Below are 20,507 nucleotides of genomic sequence, written 5' to 3'. Positions count from 1 at the left end.
AGTCTAGCCCTTGGATCGAGGCGTGCCAGCCATTACCCTGTGACGGATTGACCCAGGAGGAAGGCATGTCTCTCACATCCGTTTGTGTATTTTGCGGTGCCAACGCCGGCACCACCCCGGCATACACCGAAGCCGCCATCGCCCTCGGCACGGCTATCGCCGAGCGTAAGCTGACGCTGGTCTACGGCGGTGGCGCCGTCGGCCTGATGGGGATTGTCGCCGACGCCGCGCTGGCCGCCAGCGGCGAAGTGATCGGCATCATCCCGCAGAGCCTGATGGACAAGGAAATCGGTCACAAAAGCCTGACCCGCCTGGAAGTGGTCGACGGCATGCACGCGCGCAAGGCCCGCATGGCCGAACTCAGCGATGCGTTCATCGCCCTGCCCGGAGGCCTCGGCACCCTGGAAGAGCTGTTCGAAGTCTGGACCTGGGGCCAGCTCGGTTACCACGGCAAGCCGCTGGGCCTGCTGGAAGTGAACGGTTTCTACAGCAAGCTCACCGCATTTCTCGATCACATCGTCGGCGAAGGCTTCGTTCGCGCACCGCACCGTGACATGCTGCAAGTGAGTGAATCGCCACAATCGTTGCTCGATGCTCTCGACCAATGGCAGCCGACCGTCACGCCAAAGTGGGTCGACCAGAAACCCGGTTAACCCCCGGGCACCGATACAGGGCAGAATACGCGCCGCTCAACCTCACCTTCGACCCCAGAGGATCGCCCATGGCCAAACCCAATTACTCCTTCGCCAAGCGTCAGCGTGACCTGGCCAAGGAACAGAAGAAAGAGGAAAAGCTTCAGCGCAAGAAACAGATGGCTGAAGAAGCGGCACTGAACCCTGACGGTGAAGTGGCGACCGATGATGATGTTGAGGCACCGAAAGACCAGGCGCCCGAGGCCTGAGCAATACCGCAGGACCAATGAACGCAAAACCTGCAGGAACGGGCTTGCCCGCTCCTGCAGTGTGCTTCATGACTCATTCAGTGGCATCACCGTGACCCGGACCTCCGGATCATGGCTCCCCCCTCCAAGAATCACCCCGCGCAACGGCGACACATCGGAAAAATCCCGGCCCCAGGCCAGGGTGATGTGCTCCAGTGCCGGTTGCACATTGTTGGTCGGATCGAAATCCACCCAGCCCAATACCGGACAAAACACCGAAACCCAGGCATGGGACGCATCGGCGCCGATCAGTCGCGGCTGCCCCGGTGGCGGCCGTGTCAGCAAATAGCCGCTGATGTAGCGCGCCGCCAATCCCCGGGAACGCACGCAGGCCAGCATCAGGTGGGCGAAGTCCTGACAGACCCCGCGCCGCCGCTCCAGCACCTCGACCAGCGGCGTCGCGACTTGCGTCGCCTCGGCATCGAAGGTGAATTCGTCGAAGATCTTTTCCATCAACGCCTGTACGCCCAGCAACAGCGGCCGCCCGGGTGGAAAACAGCTTTCGGAGAACTCGACGAAGCTGCGTTTCAAGTGAACATAAGGTGACTGAAACCGGTAACGGCAGGCCTCCAGCAGCTCGGTGGACAACGGCTGGCTGCTGTAGGTCAGCGCATTGCGCGTCAGTTCCCAAGCCGGGGACAGATTGAAATCCAGCGCCGGACGCGCCAGCACCTCTACCGTCAGCCGTGCGTTGACCTGTAATTCATCATGAGGCCGCTCAAAAGCCAGGCGCGTCAGCGGATTGCCGAACACGTCCTGCTCGTCACGACGCGTGGTCGGATCCGGGCTGATCAGCAATTGCCTTTCGGTGCAGCGCTGCCAGGCGCATTCCCGAGGCCACAGATGCGCCAGCTGCTGCGCCAGCGAGACCGGGCTGTCGTAGTGATAGCAGGTGTCGTGAAGGATCTGGTAATGGGCATTCATCAGACGGACACCGTGCGCTGGCTGACATCATCGACATGGGCGAAATGGCGCAGGGCCAGACGATCGGAGACCTGGCCGCTGGCGTCGGCAATGTCTTGCAGCAGATCCGCCAGCCCGTCGAGCGCGGCACGCACGCTGGATTCGCCGAACAATGGATTTTCCAGGCAACCCAGATCGAAGCGCGCCAGACGCTCGACCAATTCTGGCAACCCGGCCTCCCTCGGCACACAAAAATCATCGTTCAGACGCTTGAGGGTGCGCGTCACCAGTTTCAACTGGAACAACACCGCATGGGGGTTCTGCTCGTCCAGCAGCAACAGGTCGAGTACCGGGATCAACTGCGCCACCGCCAGATAACGCGAGCGATAGGTGATGCTGCTGTTGCCCAGTTCCAGCAACCACTCAAGCCCGGCCTGATCGAACGCCCCGGCGCCGCGCAGGAAACCGGCGAGACTGCTGCTGAGAAATTGCAGGCGTTCGATCCGCCGGCCGATCATCAGGAAGCGCCAGCCTTCGTCGCGGGTCATGTCGTCCAGGGCAAACCCGGACAGCGCCGCCAGCGACATCACCAGCCGGTTGAGAAAATCCAGCAGCTCGCCGAAATCCGGTTCGTCGGTGTCCAGCTCCGTCGCTTCGCGCTGCAACTCCACCAGCGCCTGCCAGTTCTCCCGCGAGAGCTTGCCGCGCACCTGCGACGCCGCCCACTGCAAGCGTTGCAGGTTGGAGCGCAGGCTGAACGACCAGTCCTCGCCAAGCAACGCTGCGAGCAAGCGCACCGGCAGCTCGCCCTCGTCCGGCAGCAGCATCAGCCGCTCACCGAGTTCTACGGCAGCCTGCAGGGCCTGCGGGTCATCACCGTCGACGTAGCGCGCCAGCATGATCCGCAACAGCCGAGCGCTGTCGTCACAGCGCTCGCAGTAACGGCCGAACCAGAACAGGTTTTCCACCACCCGCGACGGCAGGTACGGATCGCGGCGCACCAGATCGTGCACGCCGATACTGCGCTGGGTTTTCCACTGTTCGCCGCTTGGCGGCCGGTCACCCAGCACCCAGGTGTCCTTGCTCGCGCCACCACGCTGCATCGACACCACTTCGGCATCGGCCTCGGCCGCCACCCGGGTCAGGCCGCCGGGCAACACCCGATAACCGTCATGACTGGCCACCGCATACATGCGCATGCCGATGGCTCGCGGTTGCAACTGGCCGTCCTCGGGCTGCCAGATCGGTGCGTGGGACAGTTGCGCAAGTTCTTGCGCGACATAGGCGTAAGGCCGGGCCTGCATGCGCTCGGCGAGACTCTGGCGCTGTTTTTCGCTTAGATCACGCCCGAAAACGGGGGCGAAGCTCTGGGATGGAAAGGCCGGTTTGATCAGCAACTCCGGCAATTTCTCCAACGCCTGGGCCAGCACCGGCGCCTCGCCGCACCACCAAGTGGCGATGGAAGGCAGGATCAGCTCTTCACCGAACAGGTACTGATTGATCTTCGGCAAAAAGCCCAACAGTCCCGGCGACTCCAGCACGCCGCTGCCCAGCGCATTGGCCACCAGCACCCGGCCCTGACGCACCGCCTCAAGCAATCCGGGGACGCCCAGCGCCGAATCCGTGCGCAGCTCCAGCGGATCGCAGAAGTCATCGTCGAGCCGGCGCATGATCGCGTGGACCCGACGCAGGCCGCTGAGGGTTTTCAGGTAGACCGTGGCATCACGCACCGTCAGGTCACCGCCCTCCACCAGCGGGTAACCGAGCTGGCGAGCGAGATATAGATGTTCGAAATAGCTTTCATTGAAACGCCCCGGGGTCAGCAACACCACCAGCGGCGCGTCATCATCGCAGGGGGCCTGACGGGCCAGGGTTTCCTGCAAGGTGCGGAAGAAACCGGCCAGGTGCTGCACCTTCAGATCCCGGTACAACTCGGGGAAGGCGCGGGACACGATGGTGCGGTTTTCCAGCGCATAACCGGCACCGGACGGCGCCTGGGTACGATCCGCCGTCACCCACCAGCGCCCGTCCGGCGTGCGCGCCAGATCCACGGCATACAGATGCAGAAAGGCCCCGTCCGGGGGCGCAATGCCCTGACAGGGCCAGAGGAAGTTGTTGTGACCGAACACCAGTTCCGCCGGCAGCAGCCCCTCACTGATCAGCCGCTGCGGCCCGTACAGATCCGCCAGCACCGCATTGAGCAACCGCGCACGCTGGGCGATCCCGGCCGACAGTTGTTGCCACTCATCGTCAGCGATCACATGGGGCAGCAAATCCAGCTCCCACGGACGATCCGCGCCCTTGGGGTCGGCATAGACGTTGTAGGTGACACCGTTTTCCTGAATCTGCCGGGTCAGCAAGGCCTGACGTTGCACCAGTTGCGCCGGGGTGCTGCGCTGCAATTGGTCGAACAGTCGCTGCCAGTGCGGACGCACCGCTCCACTGTCGTCGAGCAGTTCGTGATAGGTGCCCGCCGTCAGCGGGTAGCGGTCAAGCAGGTCAGGCATGGAAAGCTCGGCAGCCGGCAAGGTTCGGTCAGACTAACGCAGGCACATGACACCCGGATATACGAAAAATCCGGGAGTCGCGTACAAATCAAAAGCGTCGTAAATCGAGTGTCATCGGGAACTCGTCGGAGATAGTCAGATTCGGTATCGGAAGTTTCCCCGGCGTATGTCCGATGCGGAAGAAACGCGCCATGCGCCGGCTCTCTGCTTCGTTGGCGTTGACCGGCAACGTCTCGTAATTGCGCCCGCCCGGATGGGCGACGTGGTACTGGCAGCCGCCCAGCGAGCGTTGCATCCAGGTGTCGAGCAGGTCGAACACCAGCGGCGCGTGCACCGGGATCGTCGGTTGCAGGCAGTTGGCCGGTTGCCAGGCACGGAAACGCACGCCGGCGACAAATTCGCCGACTCGCCCAGTCGGTTGCAGAGGCACCGGAATGCCGTTGCAGGTCAGCAGATAACGCTGCGGCGGCAGCCCCGTGAGCTTGACCTGCAAACGCTCCAGCGATGAGTCGACGTAGCGTACCGTACCGCCCGCCGCGCCCTCCTCGCCCAGCACATGCCAGGGCTCAAGGGCCTGACGCAGTTCCAGCTCGATACCGTTGACGGCGTAATCGCCGACCTTGGGAAAGCGAAACTCCAGATGCGCGGCAAACCATTCGGCACGCAGCGGATAACCGGCATTGTTGAGTTCGACGATGACGTCGGCAAAGTCCTGCTCGATGAAGTGCGGCAGCAGGAAACGGTCATGCAACTCGGTGCCCCAGCGCGCCAGTTTCGGCGGCGCATAGGGCTCGCGCCAGAATCGCGCCACCAGCGCCCGCAGCAACAGCTGCTGGGCCAGGCTCATGCGCGCATGGGGCGGCATTTCGAACGCACGCAACTCCAGCAGACCAAGACGCCCGGTGGCACCGTCCGGTGAATACAACTTGTCGATGCAGAACTCGGCGCGATGGGTGTTGCCGGTGACATCGATCAGCAGATTGCGCAGCAGCCGGTCCACCCGCCATGGCGGGCATTCTTCTCCCGGCGCCGGCATTTGCGCGAAAGCGATTTCCAGCTCGTACAGCGCATCGTTGCGCGCTTCATCGACTCGCGGCGCCTGAGAAGTCGGGCCGATGAACAGACCGGAAAACAGGTAGGACAGCGACGGATGGTTGTGCCAGTAGCTGATCAGGCTGCGCAACAGATCCGGGCGGCGCAGGAAGGGTGAGTCCGCCGGCGTCGCCCCGCCGAGCACGAAATGGTTACCGCCACCGGTGCCGGTGTGGCGCCCGTCGATCATGAATTTCTCGGTGGACAGTCGCGTCTGACGCGCCTCTTCGTACAGGAACTCCGTGCGCTCGACCAGTTCGTCCCACGTCGCGGAAGGCTGGACGTTGACCTCGATCACGCCGGGATCCGGGGTGATGCGGAAGTTACTCAGACGCGGATCGCTCGGCGGCTCGTAGCCTTCCAGCAGCACCGGACAGTGCAATTCTTCGGCAGTGGCTTCGATGGCAGCCACCAGTTCCAGATAATCCTCGACCCGCTCCAGCGGCGGCATGAACAGGTACAACCGCCCTTCCCGGGCTTCAGCGCAGAGCGCGGTGCGGGTCAGCCAGTCGGCGGACTCGTCGATCTTCGGCACTCGTTCATCCGCCGCACCCGGCGCGTCGTGTCGATTGAGTTGCGCAGAGTCGGGCAGTTCGGGGAAGTCCTGATTCGGATCGTTCGGATGGATGAACGGATACTCCGCCGCCTTCACCCAGGGCTGCGAACCCAGCGGCAGGCGATAGCCGAGCGGTGAATCCCCGGGCACCAATCGGCAATGCTCGTCCCGCAGATACCAGCGCCCGCTCTGCCATTGATCGCCCTTGGCGGTGCGCGCCAGCGGCAGCACCTGACCGATGACTTTATCGAGGCCCTGATTGAACACCTTGCGCAGTCGCGCACGCTCCAGCGGCTCCTCCAGACGCGAGTCTTCGGCGCTGACGTTGCTCGGCAACGCACCCTCGCGCCAGAGGTAATAGAAATTGTCTTCGTAGGCCGGGAACACAAAACGTGTCGGCAGTTTCAGGCGCTCGGCGACGCTCGCCAGAAAACGCCCGGCCAGTTCACCGGTGGCGCCGTAATCCTGCTGCTCATCAGCGATCAATGCGTTGTTGTGCCAGATCGGCACACCGTCGCGGCGCCAGTAGCAATTCAGCGACCAGCGCGGCAGTTGTTCTCCGGGATACCACTTGCCCTGACCGAAATGCACCAATCCCTTGGGCGCGTAGTGCTTGCGCATGCGCTGGAACAGTTCGGCGGAGAGCCGGCGCTTGTCCGGGCCCAGAGCGGCGGTGTTCCATTCGGCGCCGTCGGGGTCATCGATGGACACGAAGGTCGGTTCGCCGCCCATGGTCAGCCGCACGTCACCTTCCAGCAGGTCGGCATCGATCTGCCGGCCCAGCGCCTGGATCGCCAGCCACTGTTCATCGGTGTAGGGCTTGGTGACCCGTGGCGCTTCCCAGATCCGCTCAACCGACATTTCGTGGCTGAATTCGCACTCGCAAGGCTCCACCAGACCACTGATCGGCGCCGCCGAGGACGGGTCGGGGCTGCAGGCCAGCGGGATATGCCCTTCGCCGGCGAACAGCCCGGAGGTCGCGTCGAGGCCGATCCATCCGGCGCCGGGCAGATACACCTCACACCACGCGTGCAGATCGGTGAAGTCCACTTCGGTGCCGGAGGGGCCGTCCAGGCTTTTCACATCGGCGGTCAGTTGAATCAGGTAACCGGAGACGAAACGCGCCGCCAGCCCGAGATTGCGCAGCAGTTGCACCAGTAACCATGCGGAGTCGCGGCAGGAGCCGGAGGCGTGCTCCAGGGTGTGCTCCGGGGTCTGCACGCCCGGCTCCATGCGAATCAGGTAATTGATGTCCTCGCTCAAGCGCTGGTTGAGCGCCACCAGAAAATCCACAGCCGGCAGCGGCGTGCGGTCGATGGCGTCCAGATAGGCCTTGAATTTCGGCGTCAGCGGCAGGGTTTCGAGGTACGGCGCCAGTTCCTTGCGTTCATCGGCGGCGTAGGCAAAGGGGATTTTCTCGGCGTAGGGCTCGAGGAAAAAGTCGAACGGGTTGAACACCGCCATCTCGGCCAGCAGGTCGACCTCGATCCGCAGTTCGGCGGTTTTCTCGGGGAACACCAGCCGGGCGAGGTAGTTGCCCTGGGGATCCTGCTGCCAGTTGATGAAGTGCTGCTCGGGCGAGACTTTCAGCGAATAAGACAGAATCCGCGTGCGGCTGTGGGCAGCCGGGCGCAGCCGCACGATCTGCGGGCCGAGTTCGACAGCGCGGTCGTAGCGGTAATGCGTGACGTGATGCAATGCGACATGAATCGACACGGCGTGCCTCCTGCGAGCCCAAGCGTATTCGAAAGCGCGCAAGACTTATGCCATGCAGAGGCCTGGGCGCTTTCCCGGAATGCTCAGGGCAGTACAGCACCAAAATCGGGCGACGCGGTGAAATGCTTTGGCACAGTTGCACGCAAATGTTGCGAAAGCGGCCTGGTACTTGATCGTTCCCACGCTCCCGCGTGGGAATGCAGCCCGTGACGCTCTGCGTCCCTAGAGGCATTCCCACGCAGACGGTTCGACGTGGGAACGATCAGCAAAACGCCAACCCGAAGGTTGGCGTTCTGTTCAGCTCAATTGCGTTTCAGCGCGGTACGACCGGCTTGCGAGCCGGCTTCGGCCCTTTGCCTTTCGCCGCTTCCTTGCGCTCCTTGGCGGCCTGCTGGTTGCGGGCGAATGCCGCAGCCTTGGCCTGTTCACGCTTGTCCCAAGGGTTACCGCCGTCGCTGGCGCGCGGTGGCAGGCCGTTGTGCTGGGTGAGGATCTTGGTGGTCTTCTCTTTCACGTCCTTCGCCACTTTATGGCTGCCGGCCGGCGTCGAGTTCTTGCGACGGGCGCTCTGGTAGCTGTCGGTGGCCGGCTGATGCGTCGGGATCAACTGGTGCTTGCCCGGCCCGATCAGGTCGGCGCGGCCCATGCGGATCAGCGCTTCACGCAGCATCGGCCAGCCTTTCGGGTCGTGATAACGCAGGAACGCCTTGTGCAGACGACGCTGCTCCTCGCTCTTGACGATGGTCACGCCGTCGCTCTTGTAAGTGACCTTGCGCAGCGGGTTCTTGCCCGAGTGGTACATCGCGGTGGCGGTGGCCATCGGCGACGGATAGAACGCTTGCACCTGATCGGCACGGAAGCCGTTGCCCTTGAGCCACAGGGCCAGGTTCATCATGTCTTCGTCGGTGGTGCCCGGGTGCGCGGCGATGAAGTACGGAATCAGGTACTGCTCTTTCCCCGCTTCCTTGGTGTACTTCTCGAACATGCGCTTGAAGCGATCGTAGGTGCCGATCCCCGGTTTCATCATCTGGTTGAGCGGACCTTCCTCGGTGTGCTCAGGGGCGATCTTCAGGTAACCGCCGACGTGGTGGGTCACCAGCTCCTTGACGTACTCCGGCGACTCGACCGCGAGGTCGTAACGCAGGCCCGAGGCAATCAGGATCTTCTTCACACCCGGCAAGGCACGGGCGCTGCGATACAGCTGAATCAGCGACGAGTGGTCGGTGTTCAGGTTCGGACAGATGCCCGGGAACACGCAGGACGGCTTGCGGCACGCGGATTCGATTTCCGGGCTCTTGCAGGCGATGCGGTACATGTTCGCGGTCGGGCCGCCGAGGTCGGAAATGACGCCGGTGAAACCCGGGACCTTGTCGCGGATCTCTTCGATTTCGCGAATGATCGACTCTTCGGAACGGTTCTGGATGATCCGGCCTTCGTGCTCGGTGATCGAGCAGAAGGTGCAGCCGCCGAAGCAGCCACGCATGATGTTCACCGAGAAGCGGATCATGTCGTAGGCCGGGATCTTTTCCTTGCCGTACGCAGGATGCGGAACACGTGCGTAAGGCATGCCGAACACGTAGTCCATTTCTTCAGTGGTCATCGGAATCGGCGGCGGGTTGAACCAGACGTCGATCTCGCCATGCTTCTGCACCAGCGCACGGGCGTTGCCCGGGTTGGTTTCCAGGTGCAGCACGCGGTTGGCGTGGGCGTACAGGACCGGGTCGTTACGCACCTTTTCCATCGACGGCAGGCGGATCACGGTCTTGTCGCGGGTCATTTTCGGGCTGGCCAGGATCTGCACGACCTTGGCTTCTTCCGGGTCATCAACCGGGCCCTTCTCCTGCTCGATCGCGCAAGCCTGAGTGTCCTGGGTATTGACGTACGGGTTGATGATCTTGTCGATCTTGCCCGGACGGTCGATGCGCGTGGAGTCGACTTCGTACCAGCCCGCCGGCGTGTCGCGACGGATGAACGCGGTGCCGCGCACATCGGTGATGTCTTCGATCTTGTGACCGTAGGACAGACGCTGGGCGACTTCGACAATCGCCCGCTCGGCGTTGCCGTACAGCAGGATGTCGGCGCTGGCGTCGATCAGGATCGAATTGCGCACACGATCCTGCCAGTAGTCGTAGTGGGCGATGCGGCGCAGGGAGGCTTCGATGCCGCCGAGCACGATCGGCACGTGCTTGTAGGCTTCCTTGCACCGCTGGCTGTAGACCAGGCTCGCGCGGTCCGGACGTTTGCCCGCCATGCCGCCCGGGGTGTAGGCGTCGTCGGAACGGATTTTCTTGTCCGCGGTGTAGCGGTTGATCATCGAGTCCATGTTGCCGGCCGCGACGCCGAAGAACAGGTTCGGCTCGCCGAGCTTCATGAAGTCGTCTTTGGACTGCCAGTTCGGCTGGGCAATGATCCCGACGCGGAAGCCTTGCGACTCCAGCAGCCGGCCGATGATCGCCATGCCGAACGACGGGTGATCGACGTAGGCATCTCCCGTAACAATGATGATGTCGCAGGAGTCCCAGCCGAGCTGATCCATCTCCTCCCTGCTCATCGGCAGGAACGGGGCTGGCCCGAAACATTCGGCCCAATATTTTGGATAGTCAAATAACGGCTTGGCTGCTTGCATGTCGATGACCGGTGTTGAGATGAAAAATCGCGGGCGCGGAATATAGCACAAATTTTGACCAATTCCGACGGCCGTGGTCGGTTTCTCTCCCATTTGTCCCACCTGCCACACACCGGTTCCAAAAGATGCCTTTCAACTTATTCAAGGATGAATACAGATGCCTGCAAAACCACCGTCAAAAGGCGTAACCAGCGTCGAGGTGCATAACCCGCCTTTGCGACCAACCCATGACCATCTTCCACGGCACGACGCCTCGCACGCTTTCCGTCCTGTCGAGCACAGCCTCATCAATGGACAGACATCGGGCAGAATCCCGCACAGCACAGACCCGGACATGATCTCCCCAGCGCCATCGGTAAGCGTCAGCGAAACGACCGCAATAACCACACTACCTTTACTTGATGCCTACAGGGTTGGACCGAACTACCGATTGCCGGTCGCCGACGCATCAGGATTCAGAAGGTTCAAGGGCCGGCAGTTCGTCGATATGCACGATGGCAGCATCCTGCAGATCAGCCTCGATCCCGACACCGCTCTCTATAGGGCCAGACTTGGAAGTGAATCAAGGCCCTCGGGCCCGATTCTCTTCCATGATCCCCATAGCAACCGATGGCACCCGCTGATCGACTTCGAAAAGATCCCACTCCCACTCTCAGCCAGTCGGCTGGAGACTTTCAGGACCCCTCTGGACTTCTCCGGAGCCGCCCCGGACAGCGACGGTCTGCATGGTTTCGAAGGCAAGCGCTACGTCATCATCGAGGGCCACGCTCATCAGGTGATGCGCGACGTTGACGCCTCTTCTCCCGAGCGCAATGTCTGGCGCGTCGTCAACCCGAAGGACCCGGTCGCCGCCGACAGCGAAAACATCTATCGCGCAAGCCGATCCGGCGAAACGTTGGCCATCACCCGCAATCCCGATGGCATCTGGACCACAAGTCTGGATGGACTCAAGGGAGGCATGCGTCGTACGGCACAGACTCGGGACAACAAAGCCTATTTGCTTCAACGGTATGCCCCTATCAGAAGCGCCTTCGAGGCGTTAGGCACATCCGACAAGCGCTTTGTAGAACTCAGGGACAGCACCCTATATCTTCCCAAGGGAAGCCAGGCAGAGAAAGAGGCGCTGATCAGGCTTGAAGTACATATCATCAAGCACACAAGAATGCAGGCCGAATACGCCAAGTCACTGATCGAAAACAAGGATTGGCTAATCCTGCTGAAGGCCGGCGGCCTTTATAAAAGCGAACTGCATACTCTTCAATTGGAGAGAGTCGACTATTTCAACAAGTTGATTGCCGTCATGGATCGCAGGGGGCATCCGGACCTGAACGCGATAACGGTCGAGTCGCTGAAAAACGACTTTGCTCATCTCAACAAAAAACTGAAGATCATGGACGATCGTCAAGTCGTGATGGAGCAGGTCCGCAAAGCCGATCGCAGTGCCACTTCCGAACTGGATGAATTGAACCGTGGAGTACCCACCGTAGACCAGATCCGTTACAACCAATACAGCATCTGCCTTCGCCTGATTTTCGATGCCCCCGAAGGCACGCCAACTTTCGGTACGCGCAGTGTCACGGCCTTGCACCTGTTGAAAAAGGATATACACGATGTCTCTGGCTTCTCGGAACCGCTGGCGCTGCAATTGTTGCTGGAAAACATCAGGAGTGACAGAGCCCGGTTCGAATCTCTGGATACTTCAGCGGATCCGGTAAAGGCGGAGTACGTCAGACAGGCACTGTCTTTGATGGATACGTTCGAAACGAAAGTAGACAACCGCCTGAACGCATTCCATGAACAGGTGGTCAGCAACAGCCAATTACCTCTCTACGATCAGGATATCGATTTCGACTTTCTTTCGGAGCAGCCCACCGGAGTGGCTGAGGTAACCGCCCCGCGAAAACTGTTCCGGACACGCCATCATGGCACTTACCGGGTGCTTGTCGGAGTGCAGGAGACCGCAGCGGATGGCAACGTCACTCTCAAGGTTCCCGATCTTTTCAAGCCGAACCAACCACCTTCACGCTACGAGAAAATCGAAGGTGAGTGGCGACGGGTTCGCCCCGCCACCACTCTCACGCCCAGATCACAACTTGTGAGCGACGCGACTGAAAGCCTTGCACGCGTGGATGAACATGTTACCCAGGCCCGGATAATGGAAGACCGCAACGCCAATCCGACCAATATCGTCGAACTTCTGGGCGCCGAGACGGATCGCTTCAGGGATCTGGCGCAACGTCTGGAGGCCACTGAGCGGGTAACAGAGGACGCCGAGGCCAGCGGTTTGATCAGTCGGCTCAGAACCGCCGCCGCATCAATGGACGCCGAAGGACAAAACATTCTGATACGGATGTACAAAAACAAGGATGTGCTGGATGTACTGCGCCTGAACTTCCTGCTCGATCACTCACAGCTGAAAGTAGTGAAAACGGTAGAGCGCAAACAAATGGGCAAGGGAAGGGACAAGTCGTTCCTCGATGTCTACTTGATCAACGACCGCTCAAACAACGCACCATTGTGGGAAGCCCACTTTCACTACGACAGGCAAGATCGCCCGGCGCTGGACTACACGCTTAAGGGTGCACACTTGAAAACCCTGGAACAAAGCAAGCTCGGCAGCGCGTTTCAACAGCGCGAAGAACAGGCTGGCCGACCCCACCAGCGGATCTGGCGGGAGTTCATCAGTCCGCGAGTTGCCCAGAAACTGTTCGATCACCTGACGTGATCAAACGCGTTACTCATCGTCGTCGAAGTTGTAACTGCCCGGCGCGAGGTTTTCGAAGCGCGTGTATTTACCGATGAAGGCCAGGCGGATGAAGCCGATCGGGCCGTTCCGCTGCTTGCCGATGATGATTTCGGCGATGCCCTTGTGTTCGGTTTCCGGGTGATACACCTCGTCCCGGTACACGAACATGATCACGTCGGCGTCCTGCTCGATCGCTCCGGATTCCCGCAAGTCGGAGTTCACCGGACGCTTGTTGGGACGTTGTTCCAGGGAGCGGTTGAGCTGCGACAGGGCGACTACCGGGCAGTTGAATTCCTTGGCCAGGGCTTTCAGGGATCGGGAGATCTCGGAAATCTCGTTGGTCCGGTTGTCACCGCTGGAGCCCGGGATCTGCATCAGCTGCAGGTAGTCGATCATGATCAGGCCGATGTCGCCGTGCTCGCGCACCAGGCGGCGGGTCCGGGCACGCATCTCCGACGGGCTGATGCCGGCGGTGTCGTCGATGAACAGCTTGCGATCGTTGAGCAGATTGACCGCCGAGGTCAGGCGCGGCCAGTCGTCGTCTTCCAGCTGGCCGGAACGCACCTTGGTCTGGTCGATACGACCGAGGGACGACAGCATACGCATGATCAGCGATTCGCCTGGCATCTCGAGGGAGTACACCAGCACCACTTTGTCGCTGCGCAACACGGCGTTTTCCACCAGGTTCATCGCGAAGGTGGTCTTACCCATCGACGGACGGCCGGCGACGATGATCAAGTCGGCCGGTTGCAGGCCGCTGGTCTTCTCGTCGAGGTCGGTATAGCCGGTGGACAGGCCGGTGATCGAGTCGGCGGTGTTGAACAAGGTGTCGATGCGGTCGATGGCTTTGGTCAACAGGTCATTCACACCCACCGGGCCGCCGGTTTTTGGCCGGGCCTCGGCAATCGCGAAGATCTGTCGTTCGGCTTCGTCGAGGATTTCCTCGGCGGTGCGACCTTCAGGGTTGAAGGCGCTGTCGGCAATTTCGGTGCTGATGCCGATCAACTGACGCAACGTCGCACGCTGGCGGACGATCTGCGCATAGGCCTTGATGTTGGCGACGGACGGTGTGTTTTTTGCCAGTTCGCCGAGGTAACCCAGGCCGCCGACCTGCGAGGTCTGACCTTCCTTGTCCAGTTGCTCGGCAAGGGTCACGACGTCGATCGGCGAGTTCTGATCGGCCAGCTTGGCGATCGCGCGGAAAATCAGACGGTGGTCATGCCGGTAGAAATCGCCGTCGGAGACTTGATCGAGCACGCGTTCCCAGGCGTTGTTGTCCAGCATCAGACCACCGAGCACGGCCTGTTCGGCCTCGATGGAATGCGGCGGCACCTTCAGCGCGGCGGTTTGCAGATCGTATTGCTCGGGAGCGGAGATTTCGTTCATGGCCACTTTTTATTCAGGAAAAGCAGGGATTGCAGAAAGACAAAGGGCACGACCTGTAGACAGGATCGTGCCCGATGTTAACCGTCTGACGGACAAGCCGCCAGTCGATCAGGGTGTTGCTTAAGCTGCTACCACGACAACGCGTACGGTGGCTTCAACTTCGGCGTGCAGGTGCACAGCCACGTCGAATTCACCCACGTTGCGGATGGTGCCGTTCGGCAGACGAACTTCGCTTTTCGCAACTTCAACGCCGGAGGCGGTCAGTGCGTCAGCGATGTCGTGAGTACCGATCGAACCGAACAGCTTGCCTTCGTCGCCAGCGGTGGCAGTGATGGTCACTTCCAGCTCGGCCAGTTGGGCAGCACGGCTTTCAGCCGATGCTTTACGGTCGGCAGCGGCTTTTTCCAGCTCAGCGCGACGCTCTTCGAACGCAGCCAGGTTGGCAGCGGTCGCAGCGGTGGCTTTGCCGAAAGGCAGCAGGTAGTTACGGCCGTAACCGGCCTTAACGTTTACTTTGTCGCCCAGGTTGCCCAGGTTGGCGATTTTTTCCAGAAGGATCAGTTGCATGTGGAAATCCTCTTAACTTTTAACCTTCACCGTTCGCGTTATCGGTGTCTTTCGACACGTGACGACCGCGAAAATCAATCAGGCTGTCGACAATGGCCAAGACCACAAGCAACGGACCGAGCAAGTGCATGAAAGGCACGAGCGTGACGTATATCCCCACCAGCCAGAAACCGGCCAGCCGTTTCTGCGCCACCAGCCCGTGAACCAGGGCCAGACCGGCGAAGAACAGCGGCACACTGCACAACGGCAACAGAACCAGTGCGTGCAGACCGAAGAACGGAGCCACACACATGACGGCCAGAAGCGACAGCGCAACGCCTTTCGGCAGTCGGATGGCGCGAAACTCGCGACCGAAACCGCCGGGGTTATACAACAACGCCTGCCAGTAGCGCCCAAGAATCAGGCACAGCACGCTAAAGACCTGCAACGACACCGCTGTCGAAATGATCGACAGTGGAACCGCCAATCCCGTGAGAATCGCCTTCTGGTCTGCCGAGAATTTCTCGTAGACCTCACCCATCGCCAGCGGCAAGACTTGTTCAAACGTCTGCGCCAGCGCTTCGGTGAAGGAACCGAAAACGGTTCCCAGGCTCACGGCAATCAACAACCCCACGGCCACGCTGACCAGCAGCACGCGATTCCAGGTGTGTTCGGCGCGTAAAACCAGCGCCAGACCGCAAGCCCCGAGCAGCACTATCAGTGCCGTCGGGTCTTTGAGGTAGTGCCAGCTCACCAACGCTGACAACACTCCCACACCCAGGACGCTCAAGGCGTCCGAACCGCGCCGCAGGAGCACAAGGCAACCTGCAGCGGCACTCAACCAGAACAACAGCGGCAATGCCGCAGATCCGGCCACGACCAGCGTGGCCTGCATACGCCCCCGCATGATGAATTCAGCCAAGGCACGCATGCATTCGATCCCTTACTTACTTGTCGACTACCCGGTCTCAGCGGCCGTGGCTGTCGGTGTAGGCCAGCAGGGCCAGGAAGCGGGCGCGCTTGATAGCGGTGGCCAGCTGACGCTGATAACGAGCTTTGGTACCGGTGATGCGGCTTGGAACGATTTTGCCGGTCTCGGATACGTAGGCTTTCAGAGTGTTGAGATCTTTGTAGTCGATCTCCTTCACGTCTTCAGCGGTGAAGCGGCAGAATTTACGACGACGGAAGAAACGTGCCATTTGATAGGCTCCTTAAAAGGTCCGTGGATTACTCGTCAGCGTTATCGCTGTTGTCGCTGTCGCTATCGCTGTCATCGCCATCGGCGCTGCCATCGTGCTCAGGACGTTCGCGACGCTCACGGCGCTCACTGCGGTTTTCTTCAGCCTTGAGCATCTCGGACTGGCCGGTAACGGCTTCGTCGCGACGGATGACCAGGTTACGGATCACTGCATCGTTGTAGCGGAAGTTGTCTTCCAGCTCGGCCAGGGCCTTGCCGGTGCACTCAACGTTCAGCATCACGTAGTGAGCCTTGTGAACATTGTTGATTGCGTAGGCCAGTTGACGACGGCCCCAGTCTTCCAGACGGTGGATTTTGCCGCCGTCTTCTTCGATCAGCTTGGTGTAACGCTCAACCATGCCGCCGACTTGCTCGCTCTGGTCAGGGTGGACCAGAAAGATGATTTCGTAATGACGCATGAATGCTCCTTACGGGTTGTAGCCTGCCGCTCAAAAACGGTCAGACAAGGAGTGAATGACACTTATGGACTTGCCGGCGCGGGGCACATGGGTGCCTGCCGTCACAGCAAGGGGCGCAATTGTAGAGAAGGGACAGAAGAGGTGCAAGGCAATTGGTGATTATTTGAACAGCCACCAATCCGGGCCACACCACAAAGCACTGTGGGAGCGAGCTTGCTCGCGATGACGGCTCAACATCCAACATTAATGCTGAATGTAACTCCGCTTTCGCGAGCAGGCTCGCTCCCACATTGGACGGCGTAAGGCTTAAGGCTTCTTGGCAGCAGCCTTGGCCTTGGCACCGCGCTGGCGCTGGGCCTCGAACAGGCAAACGCCGGTCGCAACCGACACGTTGAGACTGCTGACGCTACCAGCCATCGGCAGGTTCACCAGGTAGTCGCAGTGCTCGCGAGTCAGGCGACGCATGCCTTTGCCTTCGGCGCCCATGATCAGGATGGTCGGGCCGGTCAGGTCCTGGTCATAGATGCTGACCTCGGCCTCACCTGCCGTGCCGACTACCCACAGACCGCGCTGCTGAAGCTTTTCCAGGGTGCGCGCAAGGTTGGTCACGGCCACCAGCGGAATCACTTCCGCCGCACCGCAGGCCACTTTCCGCACGACAGGCGTCAGAGTGGCCGACTTGTCTTTCGGCACGATGACCGCCAGCGCACCGGCAGCATCCGCCGAACGCAGGCAGGCGCCGAGGTTGTGCGGATCGGTCACGCCGTCGAGCACCAGCAACAGCGGCGCGCCTTCGGTGCGGTCGAGCAACTCGTCGAGCATCGCTTCGCCCCAGACCTGGCTTGGACTGACGTCCGCCACCACGCCCTGGTGCACGCCTTCGACCCAGGCGTCCATTTCGCGGCGCTCGGCCTGACCGATCTGAACGCGGTTTTCGTTGGCCAGCTCGATCAGCGTCTGCACCCGTGGATCGTTGCGGCTTTCAGCCAGCCAGATCTGCTTGACGCGTTTAGGGTGGTGACGCAGCAACGCTTCTACCGCGTGAACGCCGTAGATTTTTTCCAACTGACTCATGACTTCGCCTTCGGTTTACGTGCCCCGCCGCTTTTGGCTGGAGCGGAACCCGCTTTTGGCGGGCCCTTGCGGTGTTTGCTCGGTTTGCCTGGCTTGCTGCCGGAGGCCTTTTCAGGCGCCGACCGCCCGGTCTTTCCCCCGGACGCCGCTTTACCACCGTTTTTGGCGTCGGCCAGCAAGGCCTTCTTCATCTCACGGCTTTTGCGCAGCTCGGCGTTTTTCGCCACGGCATCGCTCGGGCGATAAGCCTCGGCGACCTTTTCCTTGGCCGGACGACGGCTGGCGGTTTTGGCCGGAGCCTTTTCTTCCACAGCCTTGGCCGCTGGAGCCGTTGTTTCGGCGCCACGTTTCTTGCGGCCGATTGGCGCGCTGATGGTTTTTTCGGCCATCTCGAAGTCGATCTTGCGCTCGTCGAGATCGACGCGCATGACGCGTACTTCAACGGTATCGCCAAGACGGAAGCTGCGACCGGTGCGCTCGCCCGCCAGGCGGTGATGCACAGGGTCGAAGTGGTAGTAATCGCCCGGCAGCGCCGTCACGTGCACCAGACCTTCGACGTAGATATCGGTCAGCTCGACGAACAGGCCGAAACCGGTCACGGCAGTGATCACGCCCGGGAACGATTCGCCCACGCGGTCTTTCATGAACTCGCACTTGAGCCAGTTCACCACGTCGCGGGTCGCTTCGTCGGCACGGCGCTCGCTCATCGAGCATTGCTCGCCGAGTTGCTCCAGCGCCGCCTCGTCGTACGGATAGATGCGCGCCTTCGGAATCGTCATGGCACCGGCACGGCGAACGTGCGGGGTGTCCTGTTTCGAATGGATCACGCTGCGGATCGCCCGGTGCGTGAGCAGGTCCGGGTAACGACGGATCGGCGAGGTGAAGTGGGTATAGGCTTCGTAATTCAGGCCGAAGTGGCCTTCATTCTGGGCGCTGTACACCGCCTGGCTCAGGGAGCGCAGCATCACGGTCTGGATCAGATGGAAATCCGGACGGTCCTTGATGCTCGCCAACAGTGCCTGATAGTCCTTCGGCGTCGGGCCGTCCTTGCCTTTATGCAGGGACAGGCCGAGCTCACCGAGGAACGCGCGCAGTTTTTCCAGACGCTCCGGTGGCGGGCCATCGTGGACGCGGTACAACGCAGGAATTTCGTGCTTTTTCAGGAATTCGGCAGTGGCCACGTTGGCCGCCAGCATGCATTCCTCGATCAGTTTGTGCGCGTCGTTACGGGTGGTCGGACGGATTTCGGCAATCTTGCGCTCGGAACCGAAGATGATCCGGGTTTCCTGCGTTTCGAAATCGATCGCGCCACGGACGTGACGGGCAGCCAGCAATACCTTGTACAGCGCGTAGAGCTGTTTCAGGTGCGGCAGAACGTCGGTGTATTCGCCGCGAAGCTTGCGCCCCTCGGTGGCCTTCGGTGTTTCCAGCATCGCACTGACTTTGTTGTAGGTCAGACGTGCGTGGGAGTGGATCACCGCTTCATAGAAGCAGTAGTCGGTCATTTCGCCGGATTTGGAGATGGTCATCTCGCAAACCATGGCCAGACGATCGACATGCGGGTTCAGCGAGCACAGGCCGTTGGAGAGCTGCTCCGGCAGCATCGGCACCACGCGCTCGGGGAAGTACACCGAGTTGCCGCGCACCTGGGCTTCGTTGTCCAGGGCCGAGCCGATCTTCACGTAGCTGGAAACATCGGCAATCGCCACGTACAACTTCCAGCCGCCGGAGAACAGGCGCAGTTTGCCTGGCTTGGATTCGCAGTAGACCGCGTCGTCGAAGTCGCGGGCATCTTCACCGTCGATGGTGACGAACGGCAGATGGCGCAGGTCGACGCGCTTCTCTTTGTCTTTTTCTTCGACTTCCGGCTTGAGCTTGCCGGCTTCCTTCAGAACGGCTTCAGGCCAGACGTGCGGAATGTCGTAGGTGCGCAGGGCGACATCGATTTCCATGCCCGGCGCCATGTAGTTGCCGACGACTTCGATCACATCGCCTTGCGGCTGGAAGCGCGGAGTCGGCCAGTGGGTGATTTTCACCTCGACGAACTGACCGATCTGGGCATTGGCGTTGCGGCCCGGGGTCACCAGCACTTCCTGCTGGATCTTCGGGTTGTCCGCGACCACGAAGCCGATGCCGCCCTCTTCGAAGTAACGGCCGACGATGCTTTCGTGGGCACGGGACACCACTTCGACGATCACGCCTTCGCGGCGACCGCGACGGTCCAGGCCGGACACACGGGCCAGAGCACGGTCACCGTCGAACACCAGACGCATTTGCGCCGGGCTCATGAACAGGTCGTCGGAGCCGTCGTCCGGCACCAGGAAGCCGAAGCCGTCGCGGTGACCGCTGATGCGGCCGAGGATCAGGTCGAGCTTGTCCACCGGTGCATAAGTACCACGGCGGGTGTAGATCAGTTGAGCGTCGCGCTCCATGGCGCGCAGGCGGCGGCGCAGGGCTTCGACCTGGTCTTCTGTGGTCAGACCAAATTCTTCGACCAGTTGCTCGCGGGCAGCAGGCGAACCCCGATCAGCAAGGTGCTGAAGGATCAGTTCGCGGCTGGGAATAGGGTTTTCATATTTTTCCGCTTCACGAGCGGCCTCGGGATCGAGGGACTGCCAATCGGCCATTAGAGAGTTTTCACCTTGTCTATATGCGGGTTAGTTTGGCATAGGCGCCATCAAACGGGAAATTTCCGACTCTATAAGGCGCGTCTGGAGCCTTGTATCGACGTCTGAAAGGCGTTTTGAACACCGCTGGTA

The 20,507-nt window shown here is 61.1% G+C and carries 14 protein-coding genes; 3 read left to right on the top strand and 11 right to left on the bottom strand.

All coding sequences use genetic code 11. The features are described 5' to 3' along the window. Positions 1-65 precede the first annotated feature (65 nt). On the top strand, positions 66-653 hold the full coding sequence (locus ACKLNA_RS16445) for a TIGR00730 family Rossman fold protein (RefSeq protein ID WP_408986453.1): 588 nt from the start codon (positions 66-68) through the stop codon (positions 651-653). Between the two features lie 68 nt (positions 654-721). Continuing rightward, on the top strand, positions 722-901 hold the full coding sequence (locus ACKLNA_RS16440) for a hypothetical protein (RefSeq protein ID WP_085701299.1): 180 nt from the start codon (positions 722-724) through the stop codon (positions 899-901). A 66-nt stretch (positions 902-967) separates the two neighbouring features. On the opposite strand, the gene ACKLNA_RS16435 is transcribed toward ACKLNA_RS16440, so the two are convergent. From ACKLNA_RS16435 to ACKLNA_RS16420, 4 genes are all read right to left on the bottom strand, one after another. Then, a complete protein-coding gene (locus ACKLNA_RS16435) occupies positions 968-1,864 on the bottom strand; it encodes a transglutaminase N-terminal domain-containing protein (RefSeq protein WP_408986452.1) in 897 nt (298 codons plus the stop codon). Next, on the bottom strand, positions 1,864-4,350 hold the full coding sequence (locus tag ACKLNA_RS16430) for a circularly permuted type 2 ATP-grasp protein (protein WP_408986451.1): 2,487 nt from the start codon (positions 4,348-4,350) through the stop codon (positions 1,864-1,866). Before ACKLNA_RS16430 ends, ACKLNA_RS16435 begins: the two co-directional genes overlap by 1 nt. A gap of 88 nt (positions 4,351-4,438) precedes the next feature. Further along, positions 4,439-7,714 carry a DUF2126 domain-containing protein gene (locus ACKLNA_RS16425; protein WP_408986450.1) on the bottom strand — a complete coding sequence of 1,092 codons (3,276 nt, stop codon included), beginning with the start codon at positions 7,712-7,714 and terminating at the stop codon, positions 4,439-4,441. 313 nt (positions 7,715-8,027) lie between these two features. Beyond that, positions 8,028-10,340, bottom strand: coding sequence for a YgiQ family radical SAM protein (locus ACKLNA_RS16420; RefSeq protein WP_085711167.1), 2,313 nt, complete (start codon positions 10,338-10,340; stop codon positions 8,028-8,030). A gap of 157 nt (positions 10,341-10,497) precedes the next feature. On the opposite strand from ACKLNA_RS16420, the gene ACKLNA_RS16415 reads away from it, so the two are divergent. Then, a complete protein-coding gene (locus tag ACKLNA_RS16415) occupies positions 10,498-13,065 on the top strand; it encodes a hypothetical protein (RefSeq protein ID WP_408986449.1) in 2,568 nt (855 codons plus the stop codon). Positions 13,066-13,074: 9 nt separating this feature from the next. On the opposite strand, the gene dnaB is transcribed toward ACKLNA_RS16415, so the two are convergent. From dnaB to rnr, 7 genes are all read right to left on the bottom strand, one after another. After that, complete coding sequence (gene dnaB, locus ACKLNA_RS16410; protein WP_085711165.1) at positions 13,075-14,472, bottom strand: replicative DNA helicase; 1,398 nt, start codon at positions 14,470-14,472, stop codon at positions 13,075-13,077. 120 nt (positions 14,473-14,592) lie between these two features. Beyond that, on the bottom strand, positions 14,593-15,039 hold the full coding sequence (gene rplI, locus ACKLNA_RS16405) for a 50S ribosomal protein L9 (RefSeq protein WP_003186385.1): 447 nt from the start codon (positions 15,037-15,039) through the stop codon (positions 14,593-14,595). Positions 15,040-15,058: 19 nt separating this feature from the next. Further along, positions 15,059-15,949 carry a hypothetical protein gene (locus tag ACKLNA_RS16400; RefSeq protein WP_085711164.1) on the bottom strand — a complete coding sequence of 297 codons (891 nt, stop codon included), beginning with the start codon at positions 15,947-15,949 and terminating at the stop codon, positions 15,059-15,061. Positions 15,950-15,986: 37 nt separating this feature from the next. Further along, complete coding sequence (rpsR, locus tag ACKLNA_RS16395; RefSeq protein WP_002551829.1) at positions 15,987-16,217, bottom strand: 30S ribosomal protein S18; 231 nt, start codon at positions 16,215-16,217, stop codon at positions 15,987-15,989. 28 nt (positions 16,218-16,245) lie between these two features. After that, positions 16,246-16,674 (bottom strand): 30S ribosomal protein S6, encoded by a 429-nt coding sequence (gene rpsF, locus ACKLNA_RS16390; protein ID WP_007950702.1) that lies wholly within the window; start codon positions 16,672-16,674, stop codon positions 16,246-16,248. Positions 16,675-16,980: 306 nt separating this feature from the next. Further along, on the bottom strand, positions 16,981-17,748 hold the full coding sequence (gene rlmB, locus ACKLNA_RS16385) for a 23S rRNA (guanosine(2251)-2'-O)-methyltransferase RlmB (protein WP_096819812.1): 768 nt from the start codon (positions 17,746-17,748) through the stop codon (positions 16,981-16,983). Further along, a complete protein-coding gene (gene rnr / locus ACKLNA_RS16380; RefSeq protein WP_408986448.1) occupies positions 17,745-20,375 on the bottom strand; it encodes a ribonuclease R in 2,631 nt (876 codons plus the stop codon). The genes rlmB and rnr overlap by 4 nt, the downstream gene beginning before the upstream one ends. Positions 20,376-20,507: the final 132 nt, after the last annotated feature.

This window comes from Pseudomonas sp. UV AK001, assembly GCF_046097675.1.
Taxonomy (GTDB): Bacteria; Pseudomonadota; Gammaproteobacteria; order Pseudomonadales; family Pseudomonadaceae; genus Aquipseudomonas; species Aquipseudomonas kribbensis.
The sequence above is the reverse complement of the archived record's forward strand: the minus strand, read 5'-3'. Positions and strand labels throughout refer to the sequence as shown.